The organism is Candidatus Kinetoplastibacterium crithidii (assembly GCA_027557655.1).
Taxonomy (GTDB): domain Bacteria; phylum Pseudomonadota; class Gammaproteobacteria; order Burkholderiales; family Burkholderiaceae_B; genus Kinetoplastidibacterium; species Kinetoplastidibacterium crithidii_C.
The window spans coordinates 673,194-699,734 of record CP064915.1 but is presented as its reverse complement, the minus strand read 5'-3'; the positions used below and the strand labels follow the sequence as shown (position 1 = coordinate 699,734).

At 30.1% G+C, this 26,541-nt stretch carries 23 protein-coding genes and 1 pseudogene; 13 read left to right on the top strand and 11 right to left on the bottom strand.

Annotation, left to right across the window (positions count from 1 at the left end; translation table 11 throughout):
• Positions 1–3: 3 nt before the first annotated feature.
• Complete coding sequence (hemL, locus tag I1N47_03260; GenBank protein WBF65437.1) at positions 4–1,290, bottom strand: glutamate-1-semialdehyde 2,1-aminomutase; 1,287 nt, start codon at positions 1,288–1,290, stop codon at positions 4–6.
• Positions 1,291–1,294: 4 nt separating this feature from the next.
• Positions 1,295–1,942, bottom strand: coding sequence for a thiamine phosphate synthase (locus I1N47_03255; GenBank protein WBF65436.1), 648 nt, complete (start codon positions 1,940–1,942; stop codon positions 1,295–1,297).
• A gap of 120 nt (positions 1,943–2,062) precedes the next feature.
• Between I1N47_03255 and I1N47_03250 the strand changes: the two genes are divergently transcribed.
• Both I1N47_03250 and ruvX read left to right on the top strand, forming a co-directional pair.
• On the top strand, positions 2,063–2,227 hold the full coding sequence (locus tag I1N47_03250; protein ID WBF65435.1) for a rubredoxin: 165 nt from the start codon (positions 2,063–2,065) through the stop codon (positions 2,225–2,227).
• Positions 2,228–2,262: 35 nt separating this feature from the next.
• Positions 2,263–2,664 carry a Holliday junction resolvase RuvX gene (gene ruvX / locus I1N47_03245; GenBank protein WBF65434.1) on the top strand — a complete coding sequence of 134 codons (402 nt, stop codon included), beginning with the start codon at positions 2,263–2,265 and terminating at the stop codon, positions 2,662–2,664.
• A gap of 9 nt (positions 2,665–2,673) precedes the next feature.
• Here ruvX and I1N47_03240 read toward each other — a convergent pair whose 3' ends face one another.
• The 4 genes and pseudogenes from I1N47_03240 to I1N47_03225 form a co-directional block, all read right to left on the bottom strand.
• Complete coding sequence (locus I1N47_03240; GenBank protein ID WBF65433.1) at positions 2,674–3,504, bottom strand: symmetrical bis(5'-nucleosyl)-tetraphosphatase; 831 nt, start codon at positions 3,502–3,504, stop codon at positions 2,674–2,676.
• Positions 3,473–4,199 (bottom strand): annotated as a pseudogene (locus tag I1N47_03235) (LptF/LptG family permease). The gene I1N47_03240 and the pseudogene I1N47_03235 overlap by 32 nt, the downstream one beginning before the upstream one ends.
• A gap of 19 nt (positions 4,200–4,218) precedes the next feature.
• Entirely contained in the window at positions 4,219–5,082 is an 864-nt protein-coding gene (gene aroE / locus I1N47_03230; protein WBF65917.1) for a shikimate dehydrogenase, read from the bottom strand.
• A 98-nt stretch (positions 5,083–5,180) separates the two neighbouring features.
• Positions 5,181–7,073: an RNB domain-containing ribonuclease gene (locus tag I1N47_03225; protein WBF65432.1), complete on the bottom strand. Its 1,893-nt coding sequence runs from the start codon at positions 7,071–7,073 to the stop codon at positions 5,181–5,183.
• A gap of 360 nt (positions 7,074–7,433) precedes the next feature.
• On the opposite strand from I1N47_03225, the gene aroQ reads away from it, so the two are divergent.
• Genes aroQ through prmA form a run of 4 tightly spaced genes read left to right on the top strand, consistent with a single transcriptional unit; the run spans position 7,434 to position 10,625 of the window.
• Positions 7,434–7,868: a type II 3-dehydroquinate dehydratase gene (gene aroQ, locus I1N47_03220; protein WBF65431.1), complete on the top strand. Its 435-nt coding sequence runs from the start codon at positions 7,434–7,436 to the stop codon at positions 7,866–7,868.
• Between the two features lie 52 nt (positions 7,869–7,920).
• A complete protein-coding gene (locus tag I1N47_03215; GenBank protein ID WBF65430.1) occupies positions 7,921–8,352 on the top strand; it encodes an acetyl-CoA carboxylase biotin carboxyl carrier protein in 432 nt (143 codons plus the stop codon).
• A gap of 7 nt (positions 8,353–8,359) precedes the next feature.
• Positions 8,360–9,706, top strand: coding sequence for an acetyl-CoA carboxylase biotin carboxylase subunit (gene accC / locus I1N47_03210; protein WBF65429.1), 1,347 nt, complete (start codon positions 8,360–8,362; stop codon positions 9,704–9,706).
• A gap of 19 nt (positions 9,707–9,725) precedes the next feature.
• Positions 9,726–10,625: a 50S ribosomal protein L11 methyltransferase gene (gene prmA / locus I1N47_03205; protein WBF65428.1), complete on the top strand. Its 900-nt coding sequence runs from the start codon at positions 9,726–9,728 to the stop codon at positions 10,623–10,625.
• A 66-nt stretch (positions 10,626–10,691) separates the two neighbouring features.
• Here the strand turns inward: prmA and I1N47_03200 are convergent, their stop codons facing one another.
• The 3 genes from I1N47_03200 to I1N47_03190 all read right to left on the bottom strand — a co-directional run bounded on the left by I1N47_03200 (position 10,692) and on the right by I1N47_03190 (position 16,270).
• Positions 10,692–11,765, bottom strand: coding sequence for a ribonucleotide-diphosphate reductase subunit beta (locus I1N47_03200; protein ID WBF65427.1), 1,074 nt, complete (start codon positions 11,763–11,765; stop codon positions 10,692–10,694).
• Positions 11,766–11,798: 33 nt separating this feature from the next.
• Positions 11,799–14,642, bottom strand: coding sequence for a ribonucleoside-diphosphate reductase subunit alpha (locus I1N47_03195; protein ID WBF65426.1), 2,844 nt, complete (start codon positions 14,640–14,642; stop codon positions 11,799–11,801).
• Between the two features lie 224 nt (positions 14,643–14,866).
• Entirely contained in the window at positions 14,867–16,270 is a 1,404-nt protein-coding gene (locus I1N47_03190; protein ID WBF65425.1) for a glutamate--tRNA ligase, read from the bottom strand.
• A gap of 103 nt (positions 16,271–16,373) precedes the next feature.
• Between I1N47_03190 and I1N47_03185 the strand changes: the two genes are divergently transcribed.
• The gene (locus tag I1N47_03185; protein WBF65424.1) at positions 16,374–18,812 is read left to right on the top strand and encodes a bifunctional acetate--CoA ligase family protein/GNAT family N-acetyltransferase; all 2,439 of its coding nucleotides are present in this window, start codon (positions 16,374–16,376) and stop codon (positions 18,810–18,812) included.
• Here I1N47_03185 and I1N47_03180 read toward each other — a convergent pair.
• Positions 18,796–19,470, bottom strand: coding sequence for a prolyl oligopeptidase family serine peptidase (locus I1N47_03180; GenBank protein WBF65423.1), 675 nt, complete (start codon positions 19,468–19,470; stop codon positions 18,796–18,798). The genes I1N47_03185 and I1N47_03180 overlap by 17 nt on opposite strands.
• Positions 19,471–19,666: 196 nt before the next feature.
• Here I1N47_03180 and pmbA point away from each other — a divergent pair, with 196 nt between their 5' ends.
• The 5 genes from pmbA (at position 19,667) to erpA (ending at position 23,676) form a co-directional block, all read left to right on the top strand.
• Positions 19,667–21,037: a metalloprotease PmbA gene (gene pmbA, locus I1N47_03175; GenBank protein WBF65422.1), complete on the top strand. Its 1,371-nt coding sequence runs from the start codon at positions 19,667–19,669 to the stop codon at positions 21,035–21,037.
• Between the two features lie 207 nt (positions 21,038–21,244).
• Complete coding sequence (gene rplM, locus I1N47_03170; GenBank protein WBF65421.1) at positions 21,245–21,673, top strand: 50S ribosomal protein L13; 429 nt, start codon at positions 21,245–21,247, stop codon at positions 21,671–21,673.
• Positions 21,674–21,683: 10 nt separating this feature from the next.
• Entirely contained in the window at positions 21,684–22,076 is a 393-nt protein-coding gene (gene rpsI, locus I1N47_03165; GenBank protein ID WBF65420.1) for a 30S ribosomal protein S9, read from the top strand.
• Positions 22,077–22,197: 121 nt separating this feature from the next.
• A complete protein-coding gene (locus I1N47_03160) occupies positions 22,198–23,262 on the top strand; it encodes an N-acetyl-gamma-glutamyl-phosphate reductase (GenBank protein WBF65419.1) in 1,065 nt (354 codons plus the stop codon).
• A gap of 51 nt (positions 23,263–23,313) precedes the next feature.
• Positions 23,314–23,676 carry an iron-sulfur cluster insertion protein ErpA gene (erpA, locus tag I1N47_03155; protein WBF65418.1) on the top strand — a complete coding sequence of 121 codons (363 nt, stop codon included), beginning with the start codon at positions 23,314–23,316 and terminating at the stop codon, positions 23,674–23,676.
• A gap of 8 nt (positions 23,677–23,684) precedes the next feature.
• Here the strand turns inward: erpA and I1N47_03150 are convergent, their stop codons facing one another.
• Complete coding sequence (locus I1N47_03150) at positions 23,685–25,019, bottom strand: M23 family metallopeptidase (protein WBF65417.1); 1,335 nt, start codon at positions 25,017–25,019, stop codon at positions 23,685–23,687.
• Positions 25,020–25,289: 270 nt separating this feature from the next.
• Here I1N47_03150 and I1N47_03145 point away from each other — a divergent pair, with 270 nt between their 5' ends.
• The gene (locus I1N47_03145) at positions 25,290–26,495 is read left to right on the top strand and encodes a tyrosine--tRNA ligase (protein ID WBF65416.1); all 1,206 of its coding nucleotides are present in this window, start codon (positions 25,290–25,292) and stop codon (positions 26,493–26,495) included.
• Positions 26,496–26,541: the final 46 nt, after the last annotated feature.

The window sequence follows — 26,541 nt, the reverse complement described above, 5'->3', positions numbered from 1 at the left end:
ATATCAAACTGATAAGATCTCTTTGAATGATTTATCTGCTATATGTAGAGTTTCTTCAATAATATTATCGGTATGAGAAGAAGATACAAATCCAGCTTCAAATGCAGATGGTGATAAATATACTCCTTTATTTAACATATTATTAAAGAATTTTTTGAAAAGATCACTATTAAAGTTTTTTGTTTCTGCAAATGAAGTTGGTATTTTTTCACAAAAATAAAGGCCAAACATACCTCCAATATAATCTGATGATATTTTGAATCCATTTTTTCTGCCAATTTCCTGTAAACCTTTAGATAGTTTTTCTGTTTGAGTAGAAAGTTTTTCATAAAAACCAGATCTTGCTATTATTTCTAATGTTTTAATACCAGCCGCAACAGCTACAGGATTGCCTGATAAAGTACCTGCTTGATAAACTTTTCCTTCTGGTGCAAGGTGACTCATGATTTCATTTTTGCCACCTATTGCACCAATTGGCATTCCTCCACCTATTATTTTTGCAAAAGTGGTAATATCTGGTGATATATTTAATATCCCTTGTACCCCAGTGGGTCCTACTCTAAAACCTGTCATTACTTCATCAAATATAAGCAGTGATTTATGTCGTTTAGTTATAGTTCTAAGATCTTCTAGGAATCCTTTTTTTGGTTTGACCATATTCATGTTGCCTGCAATGGGTTCTACGATTATGCAAGCTATTTCATGACCATATTCTTGAAAAACTTCTTTTACTATATCGCTATTATTGTATTCTAAACTTATTGTATCTTTTACAAAATTGTCAGGGACCCCTGCAGAACTTGGATTTCCAAAAGTTAGCAGTCCAGATCCAGCTTTTACTAATAGGCTATCAGAATGTCCATGATAACACCCTTCAAATTTTACTATCTTTGTTCTTCCTGTATATCCTCGAGCTAAACGAATAGCTGTCATTGTAGCTTCTGTTCCAGAGTTTACTAAGCGGATTTTATCTATAGAAGGTATTCTTGATACTAACATTTCAGCGAGAATTACTTCACCTTTTGTTGGAGCTCCAAATGAAAGTCCGAGTTGTGCTGTTTTTGTTACTGCTTCGATTACTTCTGGATGTGCATGTCCAAGGATGGCAGGACCCCAAGAACCAACATAATCAATATATTTTTTGCCTTCTATATCCCAAATATAAGGTCCGGATGCTTTCTCTATAAATTTAGGAGTGCCTCCAACAGATAAAAAGGCACGAACTGGTGAGTTTACTCCCCCAGGAATAAATTTAGAAGCTTTTTTGAAAATTTCTGCATTATTTGTCATTATCTTAGTCTCTTTTTATGAAATAAGAAGAAAGAGTTTTGGCTGTTTCAAAAATATTATTAGACTCAAAAAGTCCATTTAGCACCGCAATATTATCTACATTGGACTCAATAATTGTTTTTGCATTATCTATATTAATTCCCCCTATAGCCACTATTGAATAAGGTTTGTTGATATTAATTCTGTTTCTAGCTTCTTTAATTTCATTTAGAGAAATATGACAAGCTAGTGGTTTGGTGTTTGAGTTGAATACAGCTCCAAATGCAACATAATCTACTCCCGCTTGTATTAGCATCTTTGCTCTATTTATATCATTATAACAAGAGACGCCTACTATAAAGTTTTTATCAAATTTATTTTTAATGTTATTGAAATCAAAATCATCAATTCCAAGATGAAATCCATCAGTCTTATATTCTAAGGCAAGTTCCCAGAAATCATTTATTATAAATTTAACATTAACATCTTGACATACTTTAGATAGTTCACTTATTTGCAGCTTTATTTTTTCATATGTTGTTTTTTTTCTTCTTAATTGTAGTATTTTCATTCCACCTTCAGCTGCACTAATTACTGCTTTGATAAGTTTTTTAGTGTCATCCCATTCTGGGGTTATTCCATATAGCCCAATTGGTAATTTTGATTTTTGCATATTATGTATTCATTAAATAAATTTTTAGTTACAATATTAGTAATTATTCAATTACTAATATTTAATTATTATTAAACTAGGATTCTTCATTATACATTTTTTATTTCTAGGGGTTTATATATGCGCACATGGATGTGTTTGATTTGTGGTTGGGTATATGATGAAAACACTGGTTTTCCTGAGGATGGAATAGCTCCTGGAACAAAATGGGAAGATATTCCACCGAACTGGGTTTGTCCAGAATGTGGGACTAGGAAAGAAGATTTTGAATTGATGGAAATTTAATTGTTATCATCTTCATTAATTTGATTTCGTTTTTTATGGAAAAAGAAATAATTTTGGCTTTTGATTATGGAGAAAAGAAAATTGGTGTTGCTATAGGTAATACTTTTAGTTTTACCTATAGACCATTAGAAATAGTTCCTAATCATAATAAAAATGATTGTTTTGCCAGATTAGGCTATCTAATTAATTATTGGGGCGTAAAAAGAGTAGTAGTGGGATTATCTTTAGATCTTAATGGATCGGAACAGGTAATAACGGCATCTATTTATAGATTTGCTAATAGATTAAAAGGTAGGTTCCAAGTTGCAGTAGAACTAGTAGATGAAAGCTATTCTAGCATTGAGGCACAGTCATTGTTAGGAAAAAATGATAAGAATGATGATGCAATTGCTGCGGCTTTAATCTTGCAAAGATATTTCAATTCTCTATCTATATAAAGTATTATATTATTTACCTAGTAGGTCTGCGCAAGATGTTTGTATGATTTTTTTATCCTTTAAGCGCATGGCTGTCAATTTCCTTCCCCAAACACAGCCACTATCTAGGCACATTATATTTTTTTTTATCAATAGTCCCAAAGATGACCAGTGTCCAAATACTATTTTAATATTTTCAGTTGCTCTATCTGGCATATTGAACCATGGTATTAGTTGTTTTGTTTCTTGGTTTTCTGGGGATTTTTTTTGAGAAAAATTCATACTACCGTCAGCATTGCAAAATCTAATTCTAGTTAATACATTTGCTATAGTACGGATCCTTTTCCCTCCAGTTAAATTTTCATTCCATCGAATCACTTTATTTCCAAAAATTTTTTTTATAGATTTTTGCCAATTTGTGCTTCTTAATAATGTTTGTATCTCAGATGCTAATGAGATAACTTTATTAATATCCCATTGGGGCAACACTCCAGCATGGACCATCAAATAATTATGTTCAAAATGCGCTAATGGTCTATGTCTTAACCAATTTATAATATTTGTTGAGTTAGGGGAGTGTAGTATATCATTAAGATCATCTGATGTAGAATGTTCTTTTAAACCAGCAAAAATACCTAATAGAGTTAGATCATGATTACCAAGAACACAAACTGTTTTTTCCTCAAGAGACATAATATATTCAATAGTTTTTAAAGAATCTGGGCCTCGGTTTACAATATCTCCTGCAAACCAGAAGCGAGTATTTGAATTGTTTATGAATTCCTCATGAGATAGTAATTTTTTTAGATGACAATAACATCCCTGTACATCACCAATAACCCATGTATTTTCTTCTTTCACTTTTTTCCTTTGAGAATAGTTGATTAATTAGCAAAAAAATGGTTCCTAAAATTATAGATATAAAAACCTCATTATCCAATTTATTTTCTCTTGATTGTATAGTAACTGAATGTATGACTATTGAGATCATTATGAAGAATGCGAGAGGATTAGATAATCTTCTATAGAAAGCATCTTTGTGTTTATATGTATCGATTTGAAGATTTGCTATATTATTCATATAATCAACTGGCATATTCATGGACATATGGTCTGGGTTTAATATGCTATACATTATTGTTTTGTGATTTAGTGAACTTATTATTTCTACATAATCTAAGAAATTTTTAGAAAAATATTTTTTATGGTTATTCTTTAAGTAGGTATTATATACTCTGATAATGTTATAGAGAATAGTAGTATAGGTACTGTTATAGTCCATAAAATTTTTAAAAATTTAAATTACTTATTCCAGAAGTTCTTAAAATTACAATCTCATGATTTCTAGAAAGCTTTGCTATTGATATAGTTGCGCCTATTAACACAGCAATAGGTAAAATTTCATATAAGTAGTTAGGAATTCTATAAGTGTCAATTCATCATTTAAGTTATTTATGTATTCTACAAATGAAAAAACTAAATAAACTTGTTAAGAACAATAAAGATATAGTTGTTTACTTATATATCTCTTTCCCAATATAATGTGTTAAAATCATAATTTATTGAATTATTTTTCTATTGTATTAGTTGTCTTAGTTCATTTAAAATGGTATTGGTTTCAGGTCTAATTCCGTGCCATATAAAAAAACTCTCAGCTGCTTGTTCTATTAGCATACCTAGTCCATCAACACATTGTGTAGCTCCTTCATTTTCAGATTTTAATAAGAACGAAGTTTTGTGGGAACTATACATAATATCGTATGCCAATGATTGCTTTGGATTGAATGTTAATTTTGGTAAATTTAAATCTTCTCCATTTAGTTCGCTAGCTGTAGTATTAATGACTATATCCCATGGTTTATCTGAGTCAGTTTCACTCAGTCCTCCGTAGCTTATGTTTAAGTTTGTCTTTATTAGTGATGATTGAGTAAAATCATTTAACAGGTTTTCTGCATTAATTTTTGTACGGTTAACTATATGTATTTTTGATGGTTTAGCGAGGATTAATGGTCCTAAAATTCCTCTGGTCGCTCCACCAGCTCCGATAATTAGTATGTTAGTATTTTCTAATTTGAAATTCAGACGATGAAGATCTTTTAATAATCCAATTCCATCTGTATTACATCCATACAGATTATTATTTTTTTTCCAAATAGTATTAATAGCTTTGGCTAGTTTAGCTCTTTCAGAAATATTATTATAAGGGATTATTTCGAATGCTTTTTTTTTGAAAGGAACTGTTATGTTTAATCCCAGTCCATTTGATTCAAAGAAATTTTTTATTGTTTTTGAGAAATTATCTTCTGATGTAAGGATTTTATCATATTTTATAGATATTCCTGTTTGTATAGAAAAGGCTTTGTGTATTATTGGTGATTTGCTATGTTCTATAGGATTTCCAACAACTGCATAGCAAGGAATATTGTGTGTAAGCATAATACTTTCCTAAAAAAATAGAGGCTAAAATAGATGTTTTGTGTATTGGTTATTGTTAATTGTCATTTTTTTGATTGTAAAACTTACAGCAAAAATTTTGATTAACTTTCACAATCAATACTCTCTATATATTGAGTTTTTATTTCTAGTGTAGAAGAATTGATTGAGATAATTCTAATTTTTATATGTGTTCCTTTTTCTAGCTTTGGAAGATTATCAACTGTTATAATAATAGGGACTTCATCTATCTTGACCAAGTTTTCTTTTATTATGAATCCGTTTATTATTTCTATTTTTTTCTGTATTAACCATTGTACAGACCAGAAGTTTTCAATCTCGTTTTGAAATGCACAAATTGCATTATATTTAAATTCAAATTCTTGAATTATAGTAAATAAATTACTATCTTTATTTTTGAAAGGAGATGCTAGTCGTGCAGATACATTATGTTTTATTATTGATATAATTTGCCATTGGTTAACTAAATCTATATATCTTCTTAGAGGGGATGTACTCCAAATATATTGATCAACTCCAATATATTCATGAGGCAATGGGATTGTACTCATTCTTACTCTTCCAAACATTTGTTGAGACCTATATATTCCAGTTACTCCATATTCTTTTAATAAGTTGGCCCATACGCTATTAGCTAGAATCATAAATTCAGCTACAATCCTACTAACAGGATTATTTCTTGATCTCTTTTCTATTGTAATTATAGAACTCGGATTATCAGTATCACCACATATCCGAAAATTATATTCTGGACGAGATAAGTTTTCTGGATATCCTCTTCTTTGCTCTCTTTTTAGAGATAAAAGTTGTGCTATTTTCCATAATGGTCTTATCCAATCGGAAAATGGAATATCTACATCTAGATTATTAAGATTAGATTCTGTAAATATATTTTCTATATCTGCAATTCGTAAATTTTTTTTAATCTTAACTTTTTCTATTAATGACTCTGATTTTACAATTATTCCATTGTCGTCTAATATAACATATAAAGATATAGCAGGTGATAATTTGTCAGAGTGCAATGAAAACTCTTCTATTACTTTGCTTGGTAACATAGTTATCTTTTCTCCAGGCAAATAAATTGTAGAAGAACGTGATCTTGCAATTTTGTCTAACATGCTACCATGTTGTATGCCCAATGCAGGAGCTGCTATATGTATGCCTACTTTTGTAAGTTTTTCATCTATCTTACTAACTGATATTCCGTCATCTATTTCTGTAGTACTTATATCATCTATAGAGTAGATTTCAGCATCTGAAATTGGTAAGTCATCTGTAATGTTTGCGGATATATTATCTTGAAAGTCAATTCCACTTGGAAAATTGTTTTTTATAAATTTTTTTCTTAAAAAGGTTAATAGATTAGGCCAGGCTCCTAATTCTAGTAATAGTTTTTCTGGTGTTTTATGTAAAATAACAGATGCTTTTTCTAAAGCTTTCCAGTATATAGTGTTTTTATCAGGTTTTATAATTAAATCAAGAGCATTTTCCTTTATTATGGGAGGTAATTCTCCACTAATTAGTGCCTCTACTAGTTTTTTTTCTTCTTGCTCCTGTATTTTTTTCTTCTCTATTGCTGTTAGAGCTAGCAATAGTTTATCCTTGGTTGCTGATTTATATTGAGCGTTTCCTTTTTTATAGAAATAAATAGGAGAATAATGTAGTTTAAGTAGTATCGCTGTTTGTTCAACAGCACTAGGATCATGACCAAAATATTCATTTGCTAATTCATACGCATAAAATATATCTTGTGAGGCACATTCCCAGAGAAAATTTATATCTATATTATTAGCTATAACAGTAGCTTCTTCTATTAATTTGCTAGGTAAAGGATCATCAAATTGCAATAAACAACTATGATTTTTAAGTTTAATTTTTTTGCCATGTTCTGTTTCTACTAGCAGATTAGACTCTGTTTTAGATATTATGGTGCCAGTTTTTAGACAGCCGTTATCTTCATAAAGCAAATACATGTTTATATTCCATTTATCTATAACGCTTTTATTTTTTATATTATTATATTTTTATTACTATTTTATTAGCTAATGTTTATAATCATGTATTATTTATTTCTATTAATTAAATAGTCTTTATATAATTTTAAATTATTTTTACTTATTTGTAATGTATGCTGTAAATTACAAATTATGCAAATATTTGATAGGTAAAATTAGAGTATAATTAGTAATTTTATATTTAATTTATATAAAAATTATCATTTTTAAATTAAATATATTCTCATTTTCCAAATATAAACTATAGTCTATTATAAATAATACATGGTTATTGACATATTTTTAGTATAACTATTTTGCTAGAGGATTGATATTATTATGGCAAAAAAAATATTGTTATTGCATGGTCCAAATTTGAATTTATTGGGTACTAGAGAACCAAATATATATGGTAGTAGTACTCTACAAGAGATAAATTCTCATTTAGAAAAAATAGCAGAACAATTTGATGTGCATCTTTCTATTCATCAAGAGAATAGTGAAAGCAGGATGATAGAGCATATCCATACAGCATATAGTAGTAGAGTTAATTTTATTATTATTAATGCAGCAGCTTTTACTCATACAAGTATTGCAATACGTGATGCTTTATCTTCAGTATGTATTCCTTTTATAGAAGTCCATATTTCAAATATATATAAGAGGGAAAAGTTTAGACATGTTTCATATTTATCTGATATTGCTTTAGGAATGATTTCAGGTCTTGGCCCAAATGGCTATGAAGCAGCATTGAGATATGCAATAGAATATTAATATATTAATAACTATTTTTATGTAAAAATCCTCAGCACTTTTTGGATATGAAATGGATCTTGTAAAAATAAAAACGTTAGTAGATTTAGTATCTGAGTCTGCAATTACTGAACTTGAAATTACAGAAGGAGAAGAAAAGATCAAGATAGTTAAGTCTCCAAATTCTGGTAATCAATCTACGATTTCTAATTCATTGAATAGTGAAGTTGTTATATCAGATCATAATTCTGTAACAAAGAATGTAGATAATTCTTATGTAGTTAAGGCTCCAATGGTAGGAACGTTTTATAGGTCATCTTCGCCAGGAACTTCTCCTTTTGTTCATATAGGGCAAATGGTTAAGGAGGGAGATACCTTGTGTATCATAGAAGCTATGAAATTGCTTAATGAAATAGAGTCAGAAAGGACAGGTATTATAAAAGAAATTTTAGTTGAAAATGGTGCTCCAATAGAATATGGACAGCATTTGTTCATTATTGATTGATAAATTTATGTTTGAAAAAATTCTAATAGCAAATCGTGGTGAAATTGCACTCAGAATACAGAGGGCTTGTCGGGAGATGGGTATTAAGACGGTCGTTGTACATTCTGAGGCTGATAGTGATGCAAAGTATGTAAGATTGGCAGATGAGTCAGTTTGCATTGGACCAGCTTCTTCTAAAGACAGTTATTTAAATATGCCAGCTATTATTTCTGCTGCTGAAGTAACAGATGCTGAAGCAATTCATCCTGGCTATGGATTTCTTTCTGAAAATGCGAATTTTGCTGAACGTGTAGAGAAAAGTGGTTTTGTATTTATTGGGCCTCGTCCAGAAACTATTAGACAAATGGGAGACAAGATTTGTGCTAAAAAGATGATGCTTGAATCTGGAGTTCCTGTTGTACCTGGTTCAGATGGGGTTTTGCCAGAAGATCCTCGAGAGATTTTGAATATTGCAAAGAAAATAGGTTATCCTGTTATAATCAAAGCTTCTGCTGGTGGTGGTGGTAGAGGGATGAGAGTGGTATATACGGAAGCTGCCTTATTAAATGCTGTTTCAATGACTCGTTCTGAAGCTGAAATAACGTTTAATAATATAGATGTATATATAGAAAAATTTTTAGAAAATCCTAGGCATATTGAAATACAAGTTATATCTGATAAGATGCGTAATACTGTATGGTTAGGGGAAAGAGACTGTTCTATGCAAAGGCGACACCAGAAAGTTATTGAGGAAGCTCCATCTCCTAATATTTCTAGAAAATTGATTGAACGCATAGGTAATAGATGTGTAGATGCCTGTAAAAGAATGAATTATAGAGGCGTAGGTACGTTTGAATTTTTATTTGAGAATGGCGAGTTTTATTTTATAGAAATGAATACTCGTATCCAGGTTGAACATACGGTTACAGAGTTAATTACTGGTATAGATTTAGTACAAGAACAAATTAGAATAGCAGCTGGTGAGAAATTAAGATTTCGGCAACGTGATATTAGTATAAAAGGACATGCTATTGAATGTCGTATTAATGCTGAAGATCCTTTTAATTTTACACCTAGTCCTGGCCAAATAACTAATTGGCATGTGGCTGGAGGTCCAGGTGTTAGGGTAGATTCACATGTTTTTAATGGTTACTTTGTTTCTCCTTATTATGATTCTATGATTGCTAAGTTGATAACATATGGAGATACTAGAGAACAATCATTGTCTAGAATGAGAGTAGCTTTGTCTGAGATGGTAGTAGAAGGCATTTCTACTAATATATCTTTGCATAGAGAATTACTCCAAGATGCAAGATTTATAGAAGGTGGAACTAGTATACATTATCTAGAACAAAAGATATCACAACGTATTTAACAGATTTTTTAAGATTTTTATGCATGAATTAGTTCTTAATTGTTTTCATTCAGATGCTGAGATATTATCTGATAAGTTATTATTGGTGGGAGCTTGTTCTGTTTCTATTGAGGATGCAGATGCAGGAGGTGATTATGAGACTCCAATTTTTGGAGAACCTGGTATTGTTTTACATAATTTATCATGGGAAAGAAATAAATTATCAGTGTTGATATCTGAACATTTAGATCCATTAGAAGTTTTAAATTATGCCTTAGATCATTTAGGAAATAGTTTTGTTGTAGATAATATAAGTTTAAAAAAAATTATAGATATTGATTGGGTATCTTTAGTACAGAGTAATTTTTCTGTTTTTGACATTACAGATAAATTGAAAATAGTTCCTATTAATCATGTTCTTAATATAAAAGATAATTTAGATAAAAGAATATACGTAAGAATTGATCCTGGTATGGCTTTTGGTACTGGGTCACATCCCACTACTAGTTTATGTCTATCATGGATGGATTCGAATCTTGTAAATAATAGTACTGTTCTAGATTATGGCTGTGGATCTGGAATTTTAGCTATAACTGCTTTGAAATTAGGTGCAAAAAAGGCTGTTGCTGTGGATATTGATCCTTTAGCAATAGATACTACTGTCAGTAATGCAAAAATTAACAAAGTTCTTGTACATGTTAAGCTTCCATCAGAGTTAAAAGATGAAAGATATAATTTAGTTGTAGCCAATATTTTAAAGGAACCTTTACAAATTTTGGCTGTAGAGTTAAGTAGAAGAGTAGAAATTGGTGGCAGTTTACTTTTATCAGGAATACTTACTAGTCAAATTGAATCAATAAAATTAGCCTATAGTAATTATATAAAATTATCTGTTTGGAAAGTTAAAGATGGTTGGGCATGTTTACATGGTATTAGATAAATTTGTTTAAGATTAGTAATCTAATAATGTATTTGCAATATTAGATTACTAATTTAAGAAAAGATGTTATTCCCAGGTTAGGGCTCCACCAGTTTGATATTCTATTACTCTTGTTTCGAAAAAATTTCTTTCCTTTTTTAAATCTATCATTTCTGACATCCAAGGAAATGGATTATCTTCGTGATCGAAGAGTGGTTCTAAACCTATTTGTTGACAACGTCTATTAGCTATAAATCTAAGATATGATTTAAACATTGAAGAATTTAATCCTAATATGCCTCTAGGCATAGTATCTTCAGCATAGGCATATTCTAACGTTACAGCTTTTTCAAATAAACTAATTATTTCTTGACGAAACTCAGTTGTCCATAGATGAGGATTTTCTAGCTTTATAGTATTTATTAAGTCTATGCCAAAGTTGCAGTGCATAGATTCATCACGCAATATATACATATATTGTTCTGCAGCTCCTGTCATCTTATTTTGTCTACCTAGCGACAATATTTGAACAAATCCAACATAAAAAAATAAACCTTCCATCAAACATGCAAAGACAATTAATGATTTTAGTAGGTTTTGATCTGATTCTAAAGTTCCTGTCTTAAAATTACTATCAGAGATTAAATCTATGAATGGAATTAGAAATTCATCTTTTGCTTTAATAGATTCTATTTCATGATAAGCATTAAATATTTCAGACTCGTCTAATCCTAAACTTTCAACTATATATTGATAGGAGTGAGTATGAATAGCTTCCTCAAAAGCTTGTCTTAAGAGAAATTGTCGACATTCTGGTGCTGTAATATGCCTGTATGTTCCTAGGACTATATTGTTAGCTGCTAATGAATCAGCAGTAACAAAAAATCCTAAATTACGTTTTACAATTCTACGTTCATCTTCTGTAAGTCCATTTGGATTTTTCCATAGTGCTATATCTCTAGACATATTTACTTCTTGAGGCATCCAGTGATTAGCACAAGTACTAAGATATTTTTCCCATGCCCATTTATACTTAAATGGTACAAGTTGATTCACATCTGTTTTGCCATTAATAATTCTTTTTTCGAGGACATTTACTCTTCCATTTTGCTTAGTAGAAGATGTTATTCCATCATCTATTAATATTTTTTCTGCATTCATATTCAGTTCTCTTTTAAATACTTCATAAACGTATTATTGGCATACTTCACATTCTTCAGAATTATTTCCTATAGAACAAGTTGGTTTATTATCTTTCAGGTTATTGTTTGAGATATTTACTGAATTTAACTCACCACCATTCCCGGTAGATTTTTCTACACTAGTAGCACCTAATGTTCTTAAATAATATGTCGTTTTTAATCCTTTGGTCCATGCTAATTTATATGTTTCATCTATTTTTTTGCCAGATGCTCCATGCATATATATATTTAAAGATTGAGCCTGATCTATCCATTTTTGACGTTTTGCGGCACATTCTATTAGCCAGTATGATTCTATTTCAAATGCTGTTTTATATATTGTTTTGATGAAATTTGGAATCCTATCTATTTTTGACAAACTTCCATCAAAGTATTTTAAATCAGATATTGTCACTTGATCCCACAAACCTATTTTTTTTAAATCCTCTACTAAATATTCATTGATAATAGTAAATTCTCCAGAAAGATTTGATTTTACATATAAATTTTGAAATGTAGGTTCTATGCTGGCTGATACTCCAATTATATTTGAAATTGTAGCCGTTGGTGCAATTGCAACACAATTTGAATTTCTCATACCATGTTCTAGAATATGGGATCTCAAGTGATTCCAATCTAGAGAAGTTGATTTATCAAAATTAAGGTAATTACCTCGTTCTTCTAACAAAAGTTCTAAAGAATCATGTGGCATAATTCCTTTCGACCAAAGCGAGCCATCAAATGTACTATATTTGCCTCTTTCTTTTGCTAAATTACTAGATGCTAAATAGGCATAATAGCATAATGCTTCTGTAGATTTATCTGAAAAATTTACAGCTTCTTGGGAAGAATATGGAATTTTCATCATATGTAAACAATCTTGGAATCCCATTAATCCAAGTCCTACAGGTCTATGTTTTTCATTTGCTGTTTTTGCTTTAGATACGGCATAATAGTTAATATCTATTATGTTGTCTAGCATGCGCATAGCTATTGTTATTGTTTTTTGTAATTTTTCTAAATCTAGTTCAAGATTTCCATTTTCGGATTCTTTGATATGATTAACCAAATTAACAGATCCTAAATTACAAACTGCAATTTCAGTGTTGCTTGTATTTAATGTAATTTCTGTACAGAGATTAGAACTATGAACAACGCCTACATGTTGTTGAGGAGATCTTATATTGCAAGGATCTTTAAATGCTATCCATGGATGACCAGTTTCAAATAGCATAGAAAGCATCTTTCTCCATAGAGTAACAGCAGGAATTTTTTTAAATAATTTTATTTCTCCTGTTGTAGTTTTATTCTCATAATTCATATAAGCTATTTCGAATTCTTTACCGTATTTATCATGTAGATCAGGGCAATCTGAAGGAGAAAATAAAGTCCATTCTTTATTTTCATGCACTCTTTTCATAAACAAGTCTGGAATCCAATTAGCAGTATTCATGTCGTGAGTTCTTCGTCGTTCATCCCCAGTATTTTTACGGAGTTCCAGAAATTCTTCTATATCTAGATGCCAGGTTTCTAGGTATGTACATACAGCTCCTTTGCGCTTACCTCCCTGATTAACTGCGACAGCAGTATCATTTACTACTTTAAGGAAAGGAACGACACCTAGACTTTCCCCATTAGTGCCGTTTATATGACTCCTTAAAGCTCTAACTGGAGTCCAGTCATTCCCAAGTCCTCCAGCATACTTTGCTAATAATGCATTTTCTTTAATTGCATCATAAATACCTTCCAAACTATCTGGTACAGTTGTTAGATAGCAGGAAGACATTTGCGAATGTTTTGTTCCAGAATTAAATAAAGTTGGTGTAGAACTCATAAAATCAAAAGAAGATAATATTTCATAAAATTCTATGGCCTTTTCTTCTTTGTTGTTTTCTTTTAGTGCTATGCCCATAGCTACTCGCATGAAAAATATTTGTGGTAATTCAATGCGAGCATTATTTATATGTAAAAAATATCTATCGTATAAAGTTTGTAATCCTAAATATTTAAATTTTAGATCTCTATTATGATTTAATGCATTTCCAAGTTTTTTAAGATCATAACTACCCATGTTTGGTGATAATAACCCTGAAGAGATACCTTTTGTGATAAATGATTCGAAAGCTTCTTTGTATTTCGTTTCCATATCTTCATGGTTCAGTTCTTTTCCTAAAACTTCCTTTCTAATAGAATGTAGCAAAAGACGGGCAGTAATATAGTTATATGCTGGTTCTTTTTCAATTTTTGCTCTAGTAGTAAGAATAAGAGATTTAAATACTTCGCTTATTTTGATGCCGTTATATAAATTTCTTATTGTTTCCTTTAGAATTTCTTCGATATCGAGTAAGTTCTCAAAATTAGTGTATGCAGATTTTATAATTGATTTAAGTTTATCTATATCTAGTTGACGTTTTAATCCGGAATCTTCGACAATTATTGATTGAAATTCATTTTTTTGTTGAAGGGAAGAAATATATTCATTTTTTCTAGCTTGATTTCTTTTTTCTCTATATAGAACATAAGATCTAGCTACATCATGTAAACCAGAACGCATTAGCGATAATTCTACTTGATCTTGAATATCTTCTATATGGAAAGTTGCGTTATCAATTTTATTTCGTGTTAAAGATATTACTACTTGATTAGTTAGTTTTTCTATAAGCTCTCTATTGCTAACTGACAGTGTATTCTGCTCATTTCGAACGGCGATAAAAGCCTTTGCCATTGCTGTGCTTATTTTATTAGGTGAGAAGTATACTACTGATCCATCACGACGAATTACCTTATATTTCATCCATTGGTTTTCATTACTATTGTTTGAAAATGTTTCAACTGAATTATTTGTTTTATTTTCCATGTCTTAATTCTTTTTATAAGTACTGTTTAATTTTATTATTAAGCAGTACAAAAATTTTAATCTAGCCTATACGTTTATAATACAACATATAGTACTTTTCTTTAATCTAAACACTAATAGTAGTGTTTAGATATTTTTTATACAAGTTAAAAATATTTTGTTTTGTTTTTTTACAAATAATTATTGACAGATATAAGATAAAAAATATTGATTTTTTTGATAGTTTAATTGTTTGTTTTGATTGCGTTATTTATTCTATGAATTACTGTATCTTTATTCATAACAATTAATATCTTGTTAAGAGAAGGAGTTTTTGTATTTCCTGTCAGAGCGATTCTTACTGGGACACCTAATTGTTTCATTGAAATATTATTATCATTTAAGATTTTTTTTATTGCTATATCTATACTATCTATTTGCCATTCTATATTTTCTATTTCTGTAAGGAATAATTTTAATATTTTTGTATCTTCTTTACTTATTTGTTTCAGAGATTCTCTTGTTGGTTCTAAATAGAAAAGCATGACAGATTCTACTAGGTCTAATAAAGTGTTAACCCTATCCTTAAAAAGATCAATTATTCCTTGTAAGTTTGCTACATTAAGATCTATATTTTTTTCTATCATATATTGCTTATATATCATTTTTGATAGATCGGTAGAGCTTGTGTTTTTAATGTAATGAGAATTTATCCAATTTAATTTCTTGGGGTCCCATTGAGCAGATGATTTTGAGAGGTTTTTTAGGTCAAACCATCTGACTAATTCTTGCCTACTAAAAATTTCATCATTTTTGTGACTCCAGCCCAATCTGGATAAATAATTTACCATTGCTTCAGGCAGATACCCTAGTTTCTTATATTCTAGTATACTTACAGCTCCATGTCTTTTAGATAGTTTTTCCCCATTAGAAGCTAGAATCATAGGAATATGACCGTATTCTGGTATATTTGCTCCTATTGCATTTAATATATTTATTTGTTTAGGAGTATTATTTACATGATCATCACCACGTAAAACATGTGAAATTTTCATATCCCAATCGTCTACTGCTACACAGAAATTGTAAGTTGGTGTTCCATCAGAACGAGCAATTATCAAATCATCTAATTCTTCGTTTGGAAAAATAATTTCTCCTTTTACTATATCATTCCATTTGGTTATTCCATGTTGTGGAGTTTTGAATCGTATTGTTGGAGTTCGTCCTTTTGGTATTTGAGGTAATTGCTTTCCTTTTTCTGGTCGCCACATGCCATTATATTTTGGTTTCAAGAAATTTTTTCTTGCTAACTCTCTCATGAATTCAATTTCTTCTGGCGAGCTATAGCAATAATAAGCGGAGCCATCAGTTAACATGTTTTGAAGTACTTCTTTGTAACGTTCCATTCTGTTAGTTTGGTATATTGGTACTTCATCAGGAACTAATCCTAACCAATTTATTCCTTCTATTATGGATTCAAGAGATTTTTTAGTTGATCTTTGTAAATCTGTATCTTCTATTCTTAATAAAAAAACACCATTATTATGACGAGCAAAGGCCCATGAGAATAGTGCAGTACGTGCACCGCCTAAATGAAGATCTCCTGTTGGAGAAGGAGCAAAGCGAACTCTGATTTGATTATTAGACATAAAATTTATTAAAATGTATTAGAATAAAATGCTAATTGTTAAAATTTAAACAATATATAGTGATTATAGCCCATAAATTAATAAACATTTCTCGAGGTTTTTGATGTCGAGACATTTTCTTACTTCTTTGTTCGAACCTCGTTCTGTACTGCTTGTTATTGATTCACAGGTAAAGATAAGAATTTCTATTTCTAATATAGTTACGAAAATATTACATGTCGATTATAGTACTATTTCAGGATTTCATTTGAAAGAAAATTTTATTGAAGAATTGCTACCTGAAATGGTTGATTTAGCTGTAATATGTATATCTAGAGATTTAATATTTGAAGCATTAGATTTTATATCTGTATTTAAGCCCAAATCTCTCATAATTTTGCATTGTCCTGTTCATGATAGGTTTGATGATAAAAGCATTTTTTTTTGTAAAAAATGGGCTATTGATAATCAGTGTGAATTATTGGGACCAGAATCGTCAGGAATACAGAGGCCGCATATTTTCTTAAATATTAGTTTATATAATCATACGTCTAAATCTGGTAAAGTTGCTTTGATAACACAATCCAGATCTATTGCAGCTTCTGTGATGGATTGGGCGGAAGACGTGAGTGTTGGTTTTTCTTTGATAGCTTCTGTTGGTAAGAAAGATTCTCTTAGTATATCTAAGATATTAGACTATTTAATTTGGGATATACACACAGATAGTATAGTTCTTTATCTGGAAGATATTACAGGTATTGCCAGAGAATTTATTAGTGCCTTAAGAGCTCTAGCCAGAGTTAAGCCTGTGATTGTTTTAAAAGCGGGACAAGATGATTATAGAGCTGATCTAGTGTTTAGTGCTGTTATGAGAAGAGCTGGTGCTGTCAGAGTACAATATTTCATACATTTATTTTCTGCACTTAAAGTTTTATCATATCCAAATAAAATTTATGGTCGTAATATAGTATTATTATCAAATGGAAGTGGTCCACCTCAACTAGCTTCAGACATGATGAATCGTACTTCTATTCTGATGAAAGCGCACTTAAGTATTGAAACATTACAATATTTGGAATCTTTTATAGAAAAGGATGGAATTAAGGAAAATATTATTATTTTATATAAGCCTATTACAAGTGAGATTATATATAAAATTATTAATGCTCTTTTGATTGATAAGAGAGTTGATGGTATTTTAATATTGTTAACGCCTGATTTTTCTTTGGATAGTTTCACAGTTACTAAGTCTTTAGCAGAAATAACATCAAAAACCAAAAAACCAGTTGTCACTTGTTTAATGGGTGATGCTGAAATGAGGCCCTTGAGAAAATTATTAAATTCCGTAGGAACTTATGCTTTTCGGACTCCAGAGTCTTCTGCATATGCTATGGGTGTTCTAGCAGAATATTATTATAATCAGCAAATGCTATTACAAGTTCAGCCTTCTTTACCATTTTATTTATCTGGTCATATTGAGGAGGGTCGAAAACTGATAAAGAAAGCGATTCTTAAAAAAAATCTTTTCTTAGATAGGAAAGAGATAGAATCTTTATGTGGTTTATTCGATATCAATTTTTCTAAAAATATTAATGTGAATCAGGAAATAGGTCCTATTACTATAAATGTATGGTCTGACATGGTATTTGGTCCAGTTATTGCTTTGCATGGAGGTGCTAGTAATGATTTTTATCAACAAGAAAATATTGGTATAGATATACCACCTTTAAATAATTTTCTTGCTAACTTATTAATTGAGCGTAGTGGAGTTTACAAAAATAATATAAAGCCAACTGTAGTTAAAGAAGTATTTAATAATTTGCAACATATTTTAGTCCAGATTTCAGAGTTAGTAAGTGAATTTCCAGAAATAGATAATTTGAGCATAAAAGATTTTTTTGTTGGAAAAAATTATTTGAGATCATTAGATACAAAGATCTTACTAAGGTCTAATGTTCTGAGCAATATATCCTATAAGGAAATTAACTACCCACATATGGCAATACATCCTTATCCAGTTGATTTAATTAAAAAAATTATTTTAAAAAATAATATGCTTTGTACTATTAGACCAATTAGACCAGAAGATGCTGAAATTTTGCAAGGTTTTATTAGAAAGTTGTCTGATAAAACAAGATATATGAGGTTTATTTCAGCAATGAAGGAATTAACTCCAAAAATGCTAGCTCATTATACTCAAATTGATTACCACAGAGAACTAGCTTTAGTTGTCGTTGCTCCTGAGAAAAAACAATATAACAATGATGTTCATGCAATAACAGAAAACATGATGGGTTTTGTACATTATTTATATAATGAAGATGGAATTGGTGCTGAGTATGCTTTAGTGGTAGGTGATGAATGGCAAAGACTAGGTATAGGTAGGCATTTGATGACATACATTCTTGAAATCGCTAGAAAAAGAGGGCTTGATTATATAAATGGTTATGTTCTAAAGAATAACAAACCAATGCTTACTTTGTTAGAAAAACTTGGGTTTTCTAACATTCAAGATAAAGAAGATCCATCTATACGTCTCGTTAGGTTTAATTTGAAAAAATAGGATTATTAATTATGTTTATTATGAAAGACCTAAGGTCTTGTAGCTCTTGTTCATTGACAGTATGTCCATGTCGATATTCTTTTTTTGTAATTAGATAATAACCATTTTTTTTTAGTTCTGATATATATGTATAGAATTTATTAATTGGTACTACTTCATCAAATAAGCCATGTGCAACGAAAAATGGAGTGTTTATATTGATATTGTTTATTTTTTCATATTTAATATCTGGTAAATAACCAGATAAACATATCACAGCTGCTATTTTTACATTTAAATTCATTGCTGTATACAAAGATATAACACTACCCTGCGAAAAGCCTCCTAATATAATATTTTCACTTCTAATCCCTTTATTTATTTCTTCCTGTATAAGATGTCTAATTATTTCTTCTGAATCTTGGATACCTCTAATATCAATATTTTCATTTAATTCACTAGATTTTATATCATACCAAGCTCTCATGATTGAATTATTGTTGATTGTTATTGTTCTTTTTGGCGCATCAGGACATATAAACCTTAGTTTTGATTTTGTTATGTTTAGATAGCTTAGTAGTTGTAAGCTATCTCTAGAGTCAGCTCCAAGCCCATGAAGCCAAATGATTGTATGCTTAGGGTTTTCTTGAGTTTTAATTTCTACAGTACTAATATTCATTGTTTATAGCTATAAAATTATATGTTTATTATAAAATGCTAATTTTTATTGTTAGTATTTTGATTTTTCAAAAATTGCTTTTACAAAATTTATTACATTATAATGTATCTTATTCAGATGATATAAGGATTTAATATATCATTTTGCTTATGTAATTTATTATTTTAAACTTAAGTCTTGATATTATTGGATTTTAATGATTAATTCTTCTACCTCATTATCATTATCAGAAAATGATCGAAATTACCTAAGAGAGGTAATTAGCATGGCATTAAAAGATGCTATTATTCTAGGAGCTAGTGATGCAGTTGCCTCTATTTCTGAAAGCAAAGGTTTATCAGTTTCTGTAAGAAAGAACAATATTGATACAATTGAGCATACACATGATCGTTCTCTAAGTTTAGTTGTTTTTAATGGAAAAAGAAGTGGATCATCTTTTACTTCAGATTTTTCTGCGGAATCTATAAAAAAAACAGTAGAAGCTGCTTTTTATATAGCTAAGCATACAGCTATTGATTATGCATCTGGTTTGCCTGAACCAAGTCTTTTTGCACAAGAACAAAAGGATTTTGATGTTTATCATAAATGGCATAGAACAACAGAGGAAATAATAGATATAGCAAAAATTTCTGAATGTTCTGCTATGGAGTTTGATAATAAAATTATTAATACAGATGGATCTTTTATTGATTGTGAAGAGAGTTATTCTTTGATAAGTAATACATTAGGATTTTGTGGAGACCACTATTACTCTGACTATTCGCTGTCTGTTGTGCCTATAGCTAGTGATAATAATGGTAGTATGCAGAGAGATTTTTGGTGTACTAATAATTGTAACCCTAATAAACTTTTGGATCCTGTTGTTGTCGGACGTATTGCTGCTGAAAGAACATTATCTCGCATTGATGCTAGACGCATTCCCACAGGTAAATATCCTGTTTTGTTCGAAGCTCCTGTTGCATTGGGGTTAATCGGATCTTTTGCGCAGGCATCAAGTGGTAGTAATCTTTATAGAAAATCTAGTTTTTTAATTGATGCTTTAGGTAGAAAAATTTTTCCGGACTTTATTGATATAGTTGATGATCCTCATATATATGGGGAAATTGGTAGTTCTTCTTTTGATTCTGAGGGAGTGGCTACTAAGAAAAGAAAAATTGTCTCAGGAGGTATTTTAGAAGGTTACTTTTTATCTACCTATTCAGCTAGAAAACTAGGTATGACTACTACAGGAAATGCAGGTGGTTCGCATAATTTATATATTAGTTCTAACAGAACTTTAGAAAAAGATTGTCTTGATGCGATGATAAAAAGAATGGATAGAGGGTTATTAGTTACAGAATTAATTGGGCAAGGTATTAATTATGTGACTGGTGATTATTCAAGAGGAGTTTTTGGTTATTGGGTTGAAAATGGTCAAATACAACATGCCGTTCAAGAAGTAACCATAGCTGGTAATTTGCTAGAAATGTTTAGTAAGATTGTTGCGGTAGGTTCAGATCAAATTACGAGAGGTAATAAAACTTCAGGATCAATTCTGATAGAAAACATGTCTGTTGCTGGATATTAATTGATCTTTATATTTTCTATAAAATATTGCAAATGTATATTTTTTATGTAAGAATCATTTAGATTTCAATTTGATGTACAGATGATTTATAACATCTAGGCATTTTTCCATTATTGAACTTTTTTATATTTACTTTTTCACTAAGAATCAATACAACAAATAATAATTTTATTTATTTGTTGTCTGGTTTTATATTAGGAATTAAAAATGAAGACCTTTGTGGCTAAACCGCATGAAGTAGTGCGGAATTGGTTTGTAGTTGACGCAAAAGGAAAGGTTTTGGGTCGTGTAGCCAGCGAAGTTGCACATATTTTGCGAGGAAAACATAAGCCAGAGTTTACTCCTCATGTTGATGTTGGAGATTTTATAATAATTGTTAATGCTTCTGATATAGTAGTTACAGGAAATAAATCTTTTAGTAAGAATTATTTCAGACATACAACTTATCCTGGTGGAATTCGTCAGACTAATTTTGAAAAAATGCAAAAACAATTTCCAGGAAGAGCTATTCAAAAAGCTGTTAAAGGAATGTTGCCAAAAGGCCCTTTGGGTTATGCTATGATCAAAAAACTTAAAGTTTATGCTGGTGAAACTCATCCTCACTCTGCTCAGCAGCCTAAGCTTCTGAAATTCTAAGGAAATATGTATGATTGGTGATTGGAATTATGGCACAGGTCGACGTAAGACTTCAGTTGCACGTGTTTTTATGAAAAAAGGTGTAGGTAATATCATAATCAATGGTAAACCTTTAGACGATTTCTTTGCTCGTGAAACGGGTAGAATGATTGTAAGACAACCATTAAATCAAACAGATTTTTTGAATTCTTTTGATTTTAATATAAATGTCTCAGGGGGAGGCGAAACTGGACAAGCTGGTGCTATCCGTCATGGAATTACTAGGGCTTTAATAGATTATGATGTTAATTTAAAAGCATCATTATCTAAAGCTGGTTTTGTCACTCGTGATGCAAGAGAGGTTGAACGAAAAAAAGTTGGTCTTCGTAAAGCTAGACGCAAAAAACAATTTAGTAAACGTTAAATCTTTGAAACTACTCGAAAAATGGCTGTTAGCAATAGTACTGCGAGACAGCCATTTTTTTATGTGTTACATTTTGTGGCATTGTAGAATTTTTTATAAACTTTAACTATCGTACCCTTATATGAAAAACTTTCTAAATAAAAAAATTAAAGTTGGAATAGTTGGTGGAACTGGTTATACAGGAGTAGAACTACTAAGAATTTTGTTAAATCATCCAATGGTCGAAATATGTGTAATTACGTCTCGTAAAGAGAGTGGTATAGCTGTAGAAGAATTATATCCTAACCTACGTAATCGTATATTATTAAAATTTTCTTCTCCTGATGAAGTTGATTTGACTGTTTGTGATGTTGTCTTTTTTGCAACTCCTCATGGTGTAGCAATGTCACAGGCTAAACATTTATTGAATTCTGGTACAAAAATTATTGATCTTGCTGCTGATTTTCGTTTAAAAAATAAAGATACATTTGAGAAATGGTATAAAATACCACATGTATGTCCTGATATTTTAGAAAATGCTGAATATGGATTAGTTGAAATTAATCGTCATCGCATATCTTTAACTAATTTAATAGGTAATCCTGGTTGTTATCCTACTACTGTTATACTTGGTTTGACGCCAGTGTTAGAGAACAATAATATATTTATAGATTTAGATAGAATAATAGCGGATTGTAAATCAGGTATATCTGGTGCTGGTAGAAAATTAGAAACATCTTCACTATTTGCTGAGTCATCTGATAATTTTAAAGCCTATGGTGTTTTGGGGCATAGGCATCATCCTGAAATAGTATCTCAGTTAGAACAAATTTCTGGTAATAAAGTGAATCTTATTTTCGTACCTCATTTAGTGCCTATGATAAGAGGAATGTTTTCTACTATCTATACTAAAATACTGCCTGAATACTCTCATCTAGATTTTCAGAAAATTTTTGAAGAACGTTATAAAGATGAATTTTTTATTGATGTAATGCCACCAGGTAGTTTTCCAGAAACTAGATCTGTAAAATCATCGAACAATATTCGTATTGCTGTTCATAGACCAAATAATGGTGACGATTTGATTATATTAGTAATTCAAGATAATTTGGTTAAGGGGGCAGCTGGTCAAGCTGTACAGAACATGAATATAATGTTTGATTTTCCAGAAACAACAGGATTAGAACAAATAGCTGTTTTACCATAAGTTTTAATTTTATTTATAGTTTATCCTGTATAAGGAGTAGAAAGTATCATTATGGATTTTATAGAAAATACAACTTTGTCATGTAATTCAGAATTAATTTTTACAGATTCAGCTATTTCAAAAGTCAGAGAACTTTTAATAGAGGAAAATAACCAAAATTTAAATTTACGTGTTTTTATTCAAGGTGGTGGTTGTTCTGGTTTTCAATATGGCTTCGCTTTTGATGAGGATATAAATGAGGATGATATTGTATTAAACAAAGAAGACATTAAGTTAGTTGTTGATGAAATGAGTTTTCAGTATTTGAAAGGGGCAGAAATAGACTATAAAGAAGATATTGAAGGAGCACAGTTTGTTATAAACAATCCTAATGCAGTAACTACATGTGGATGTGGTTCATCTTTCTCTATTTAAATTAAAATCTAGTTGCTAGAAGCTAATTTAATAGAATCATTATTAAATTTAGCTAAAAAATTTATTTGTGTTTGATAAAAAGCCATGGTGTTTTTGAAAGCTTCAAAATTTGATTTATCAATTTTTTTAGAAATTGGTAGATTTGTTGTTAGAGGATTAACAGGTTTATTATTTATTCTGAGTTCGTAATGTAAATGTGGTCCAGTAGCCCATCCTGTTGATCCAACATATCCAAGTAACTGTCCTTGATGTACCTTTTTGCCTTTTGATATTTTAGGAGCTATTTGACTTTGATGGGCATATAAAGTGGAATATTTATCATAGTGTTTTAATATTGTTACCTTTCCATAACCGTTTTGCCATCCTACAAATTCTACAATTCCATCTGCTGTTGCATATATTGGAGTTCCTGTAGGGGCTACATAGTCCACACCTTTGTGTTCAACCCAAGTTTTATTAATAGGGTGTAAACGTTTGCCAAATGTAGAACTTATTCTAGTAAATTTTACAGCATTTCTTAGAAATGCTTTTTGAAGACTATTTCCATCGAAATCATAATAAGCTCCTGTTTCTAGGCCATTATTATCAAACCATATAGCATTGTATTGTTTGTCATGGTTTTTAAATTCCATAGCAAGTATTTTGCCACTACCTATATTATAGCCATTGATTGTTTGCAATTCATAAATTATTATGAATTGATCTCCCTGTCTTAACTCTCTTACAAAATCTATTTTATTACTTAAAATATCTGTCATTTGCAATGCAATAAAATTAGGAATTCCTGCTGATTCTGTTGCTTCAAACAGAGATGAAAGAATATTTCCAAAGGCTACATGAACATGTTTAGTAGGTATTTCAACTTCTTCTGAAGCCTTATAATAGTTATTTTTATCTTTTGTTATTTGTAAATACTTGGATGCTATCTTGCTGTTTAATTCTGAATTTGGCGTATGCAAATATTTTAGCCATATTAAGCTACCTGTTGAATCAGTAGCTGCATACATAGGTCTTCCAGACAGTAATTTTGCTAATTTTTTAGCATTTTTGTCATTGCTAATGAATCTTTGAATTTCTTTTATGTTACTTATTTTTAATCTTTGTAAAACAGAATTTAGATTATCACCAGTTTTAATTATAGTTTCGCTTATATATGGTTTATGAATATCATTTATTTCTAGTATTTTGCTATTTACATTAAACTTTCGTTCTCCTCTAACAATTTTTAGTTGAGGCTGTTGTGCGTTTTCATATTTTTGTAATAAAAGGCCTAATGTTACTACAATAGCTAAAAATATAGTTGCGATAAAAGTATATTTGCGTACACAAGAAGATTTAATCATATTTTTGCTAGTATAGTTTCAAAGTTAAAGATGACTTTTATTGATAGGTTTAATTTTATAGAATTCAGTAATAAAAAACTTTTATTTTAGAAAAAGCGATTGATAGTTTATAATTGCATAATCTTAAATACAACACACATAATTTCATTCTAGTGCTATTGTTTAAGTAAGCGTTATTACTGACATGAAAATCTACAGTAAAAAATTTATATATTTACACTAAATGCATTTTAAATTATATCTTTAATTACATATTGTCAAGAACCTTATATGAATTCAGAAATTGCATCAAATTTATCTATTATTAGAAAGGGTTGTGATGAATTATTGGTAGAACAAGATTTTATTCTTAAATTATCAAGAAGTTATTCTAATGGAGTTCCTCTTCGCATTAAATTAGGATTAGATCCGACAGCTCCAGATATACATCTTGGTCATACTGTAGTTTTAAATAAATTAAGGCAATTACAGGATATTGGTCATATTGTTGTATTTTTGATAGGTGATTTTACAGCTACGATCGGAGATCCTAGTGGTAGAAATGTAACTCGTCCTCCTTTAAGTAGAGAGCAAATAGAAGAAAATTCAAAAACTTATTATAAACAAGCATCTTTAATCCTAGATCAAAATAAAACTGAAGTTAGGTATAATTCAGAGTGGTCTGATCAATTAGGTTCTCGTGGTATTATTAAACTTGCTTCTAGTTATACTCTTGCTAGGATGTTAGAGCGAGATGATTTTACTAAAAGATATAAAAATGGTATTTCTATAGCATTGCATGAATTTTTATATCCATTGATGCAGGGTTATGACTCAGTTGTTTTAAAATCTGATTTAGAAATAGGTGGAACTGATCAGAAGTTTAATTTGCTTGTAGGAAGAGAACTACAGAAGGAATATGGGCAAGAACCTCAATGTGTTATGACAATGCCTTTATTAATAGGAACTGATGGCATTGCAAAAATGTCAAAATCTAAAAATAATTTTATAGCTATTAATGAGGTTCCTGATGTTATGTTTGCTAAAATTATGTCAATTTCAGATGAATTAATGTGGCAATATTTTGATCTCTTATCATTTAGATCAATAAATGATATAAAAAAGATGCAACAAGATGTTAGTTGTGGTCTTAATCCAAAGGAGATTAAAATTGCTTTAGCTATAGAAATAGTTTCTAGATTTCACTCTGCTAAGGAAGCTAATCAGGCATTGCTAAATTTTAATAGTAGGTTTCGTGATGGTATAGCTCCAGAAAATATTGAAGAAATATATCTGGGATTGGCTCCATTAAATATAATAAATGCTATGTTTCGTTCAGGTCTAACTTCCTCTAACTCTGAAGCTCAAAGATATATAGAACAGAGAGGTGTCAAGGTTAATGGGGAAAGAATAGATAACAAATCTTTATTATTAAATAGAGGCCTACATATTATTCAAATAGGCAAACGTAAATTTATAAAAGTTCGTTTAGATTAGGATTTGATCATATAGGTGGATTTTTATTTGATTTTTGATATTTTTT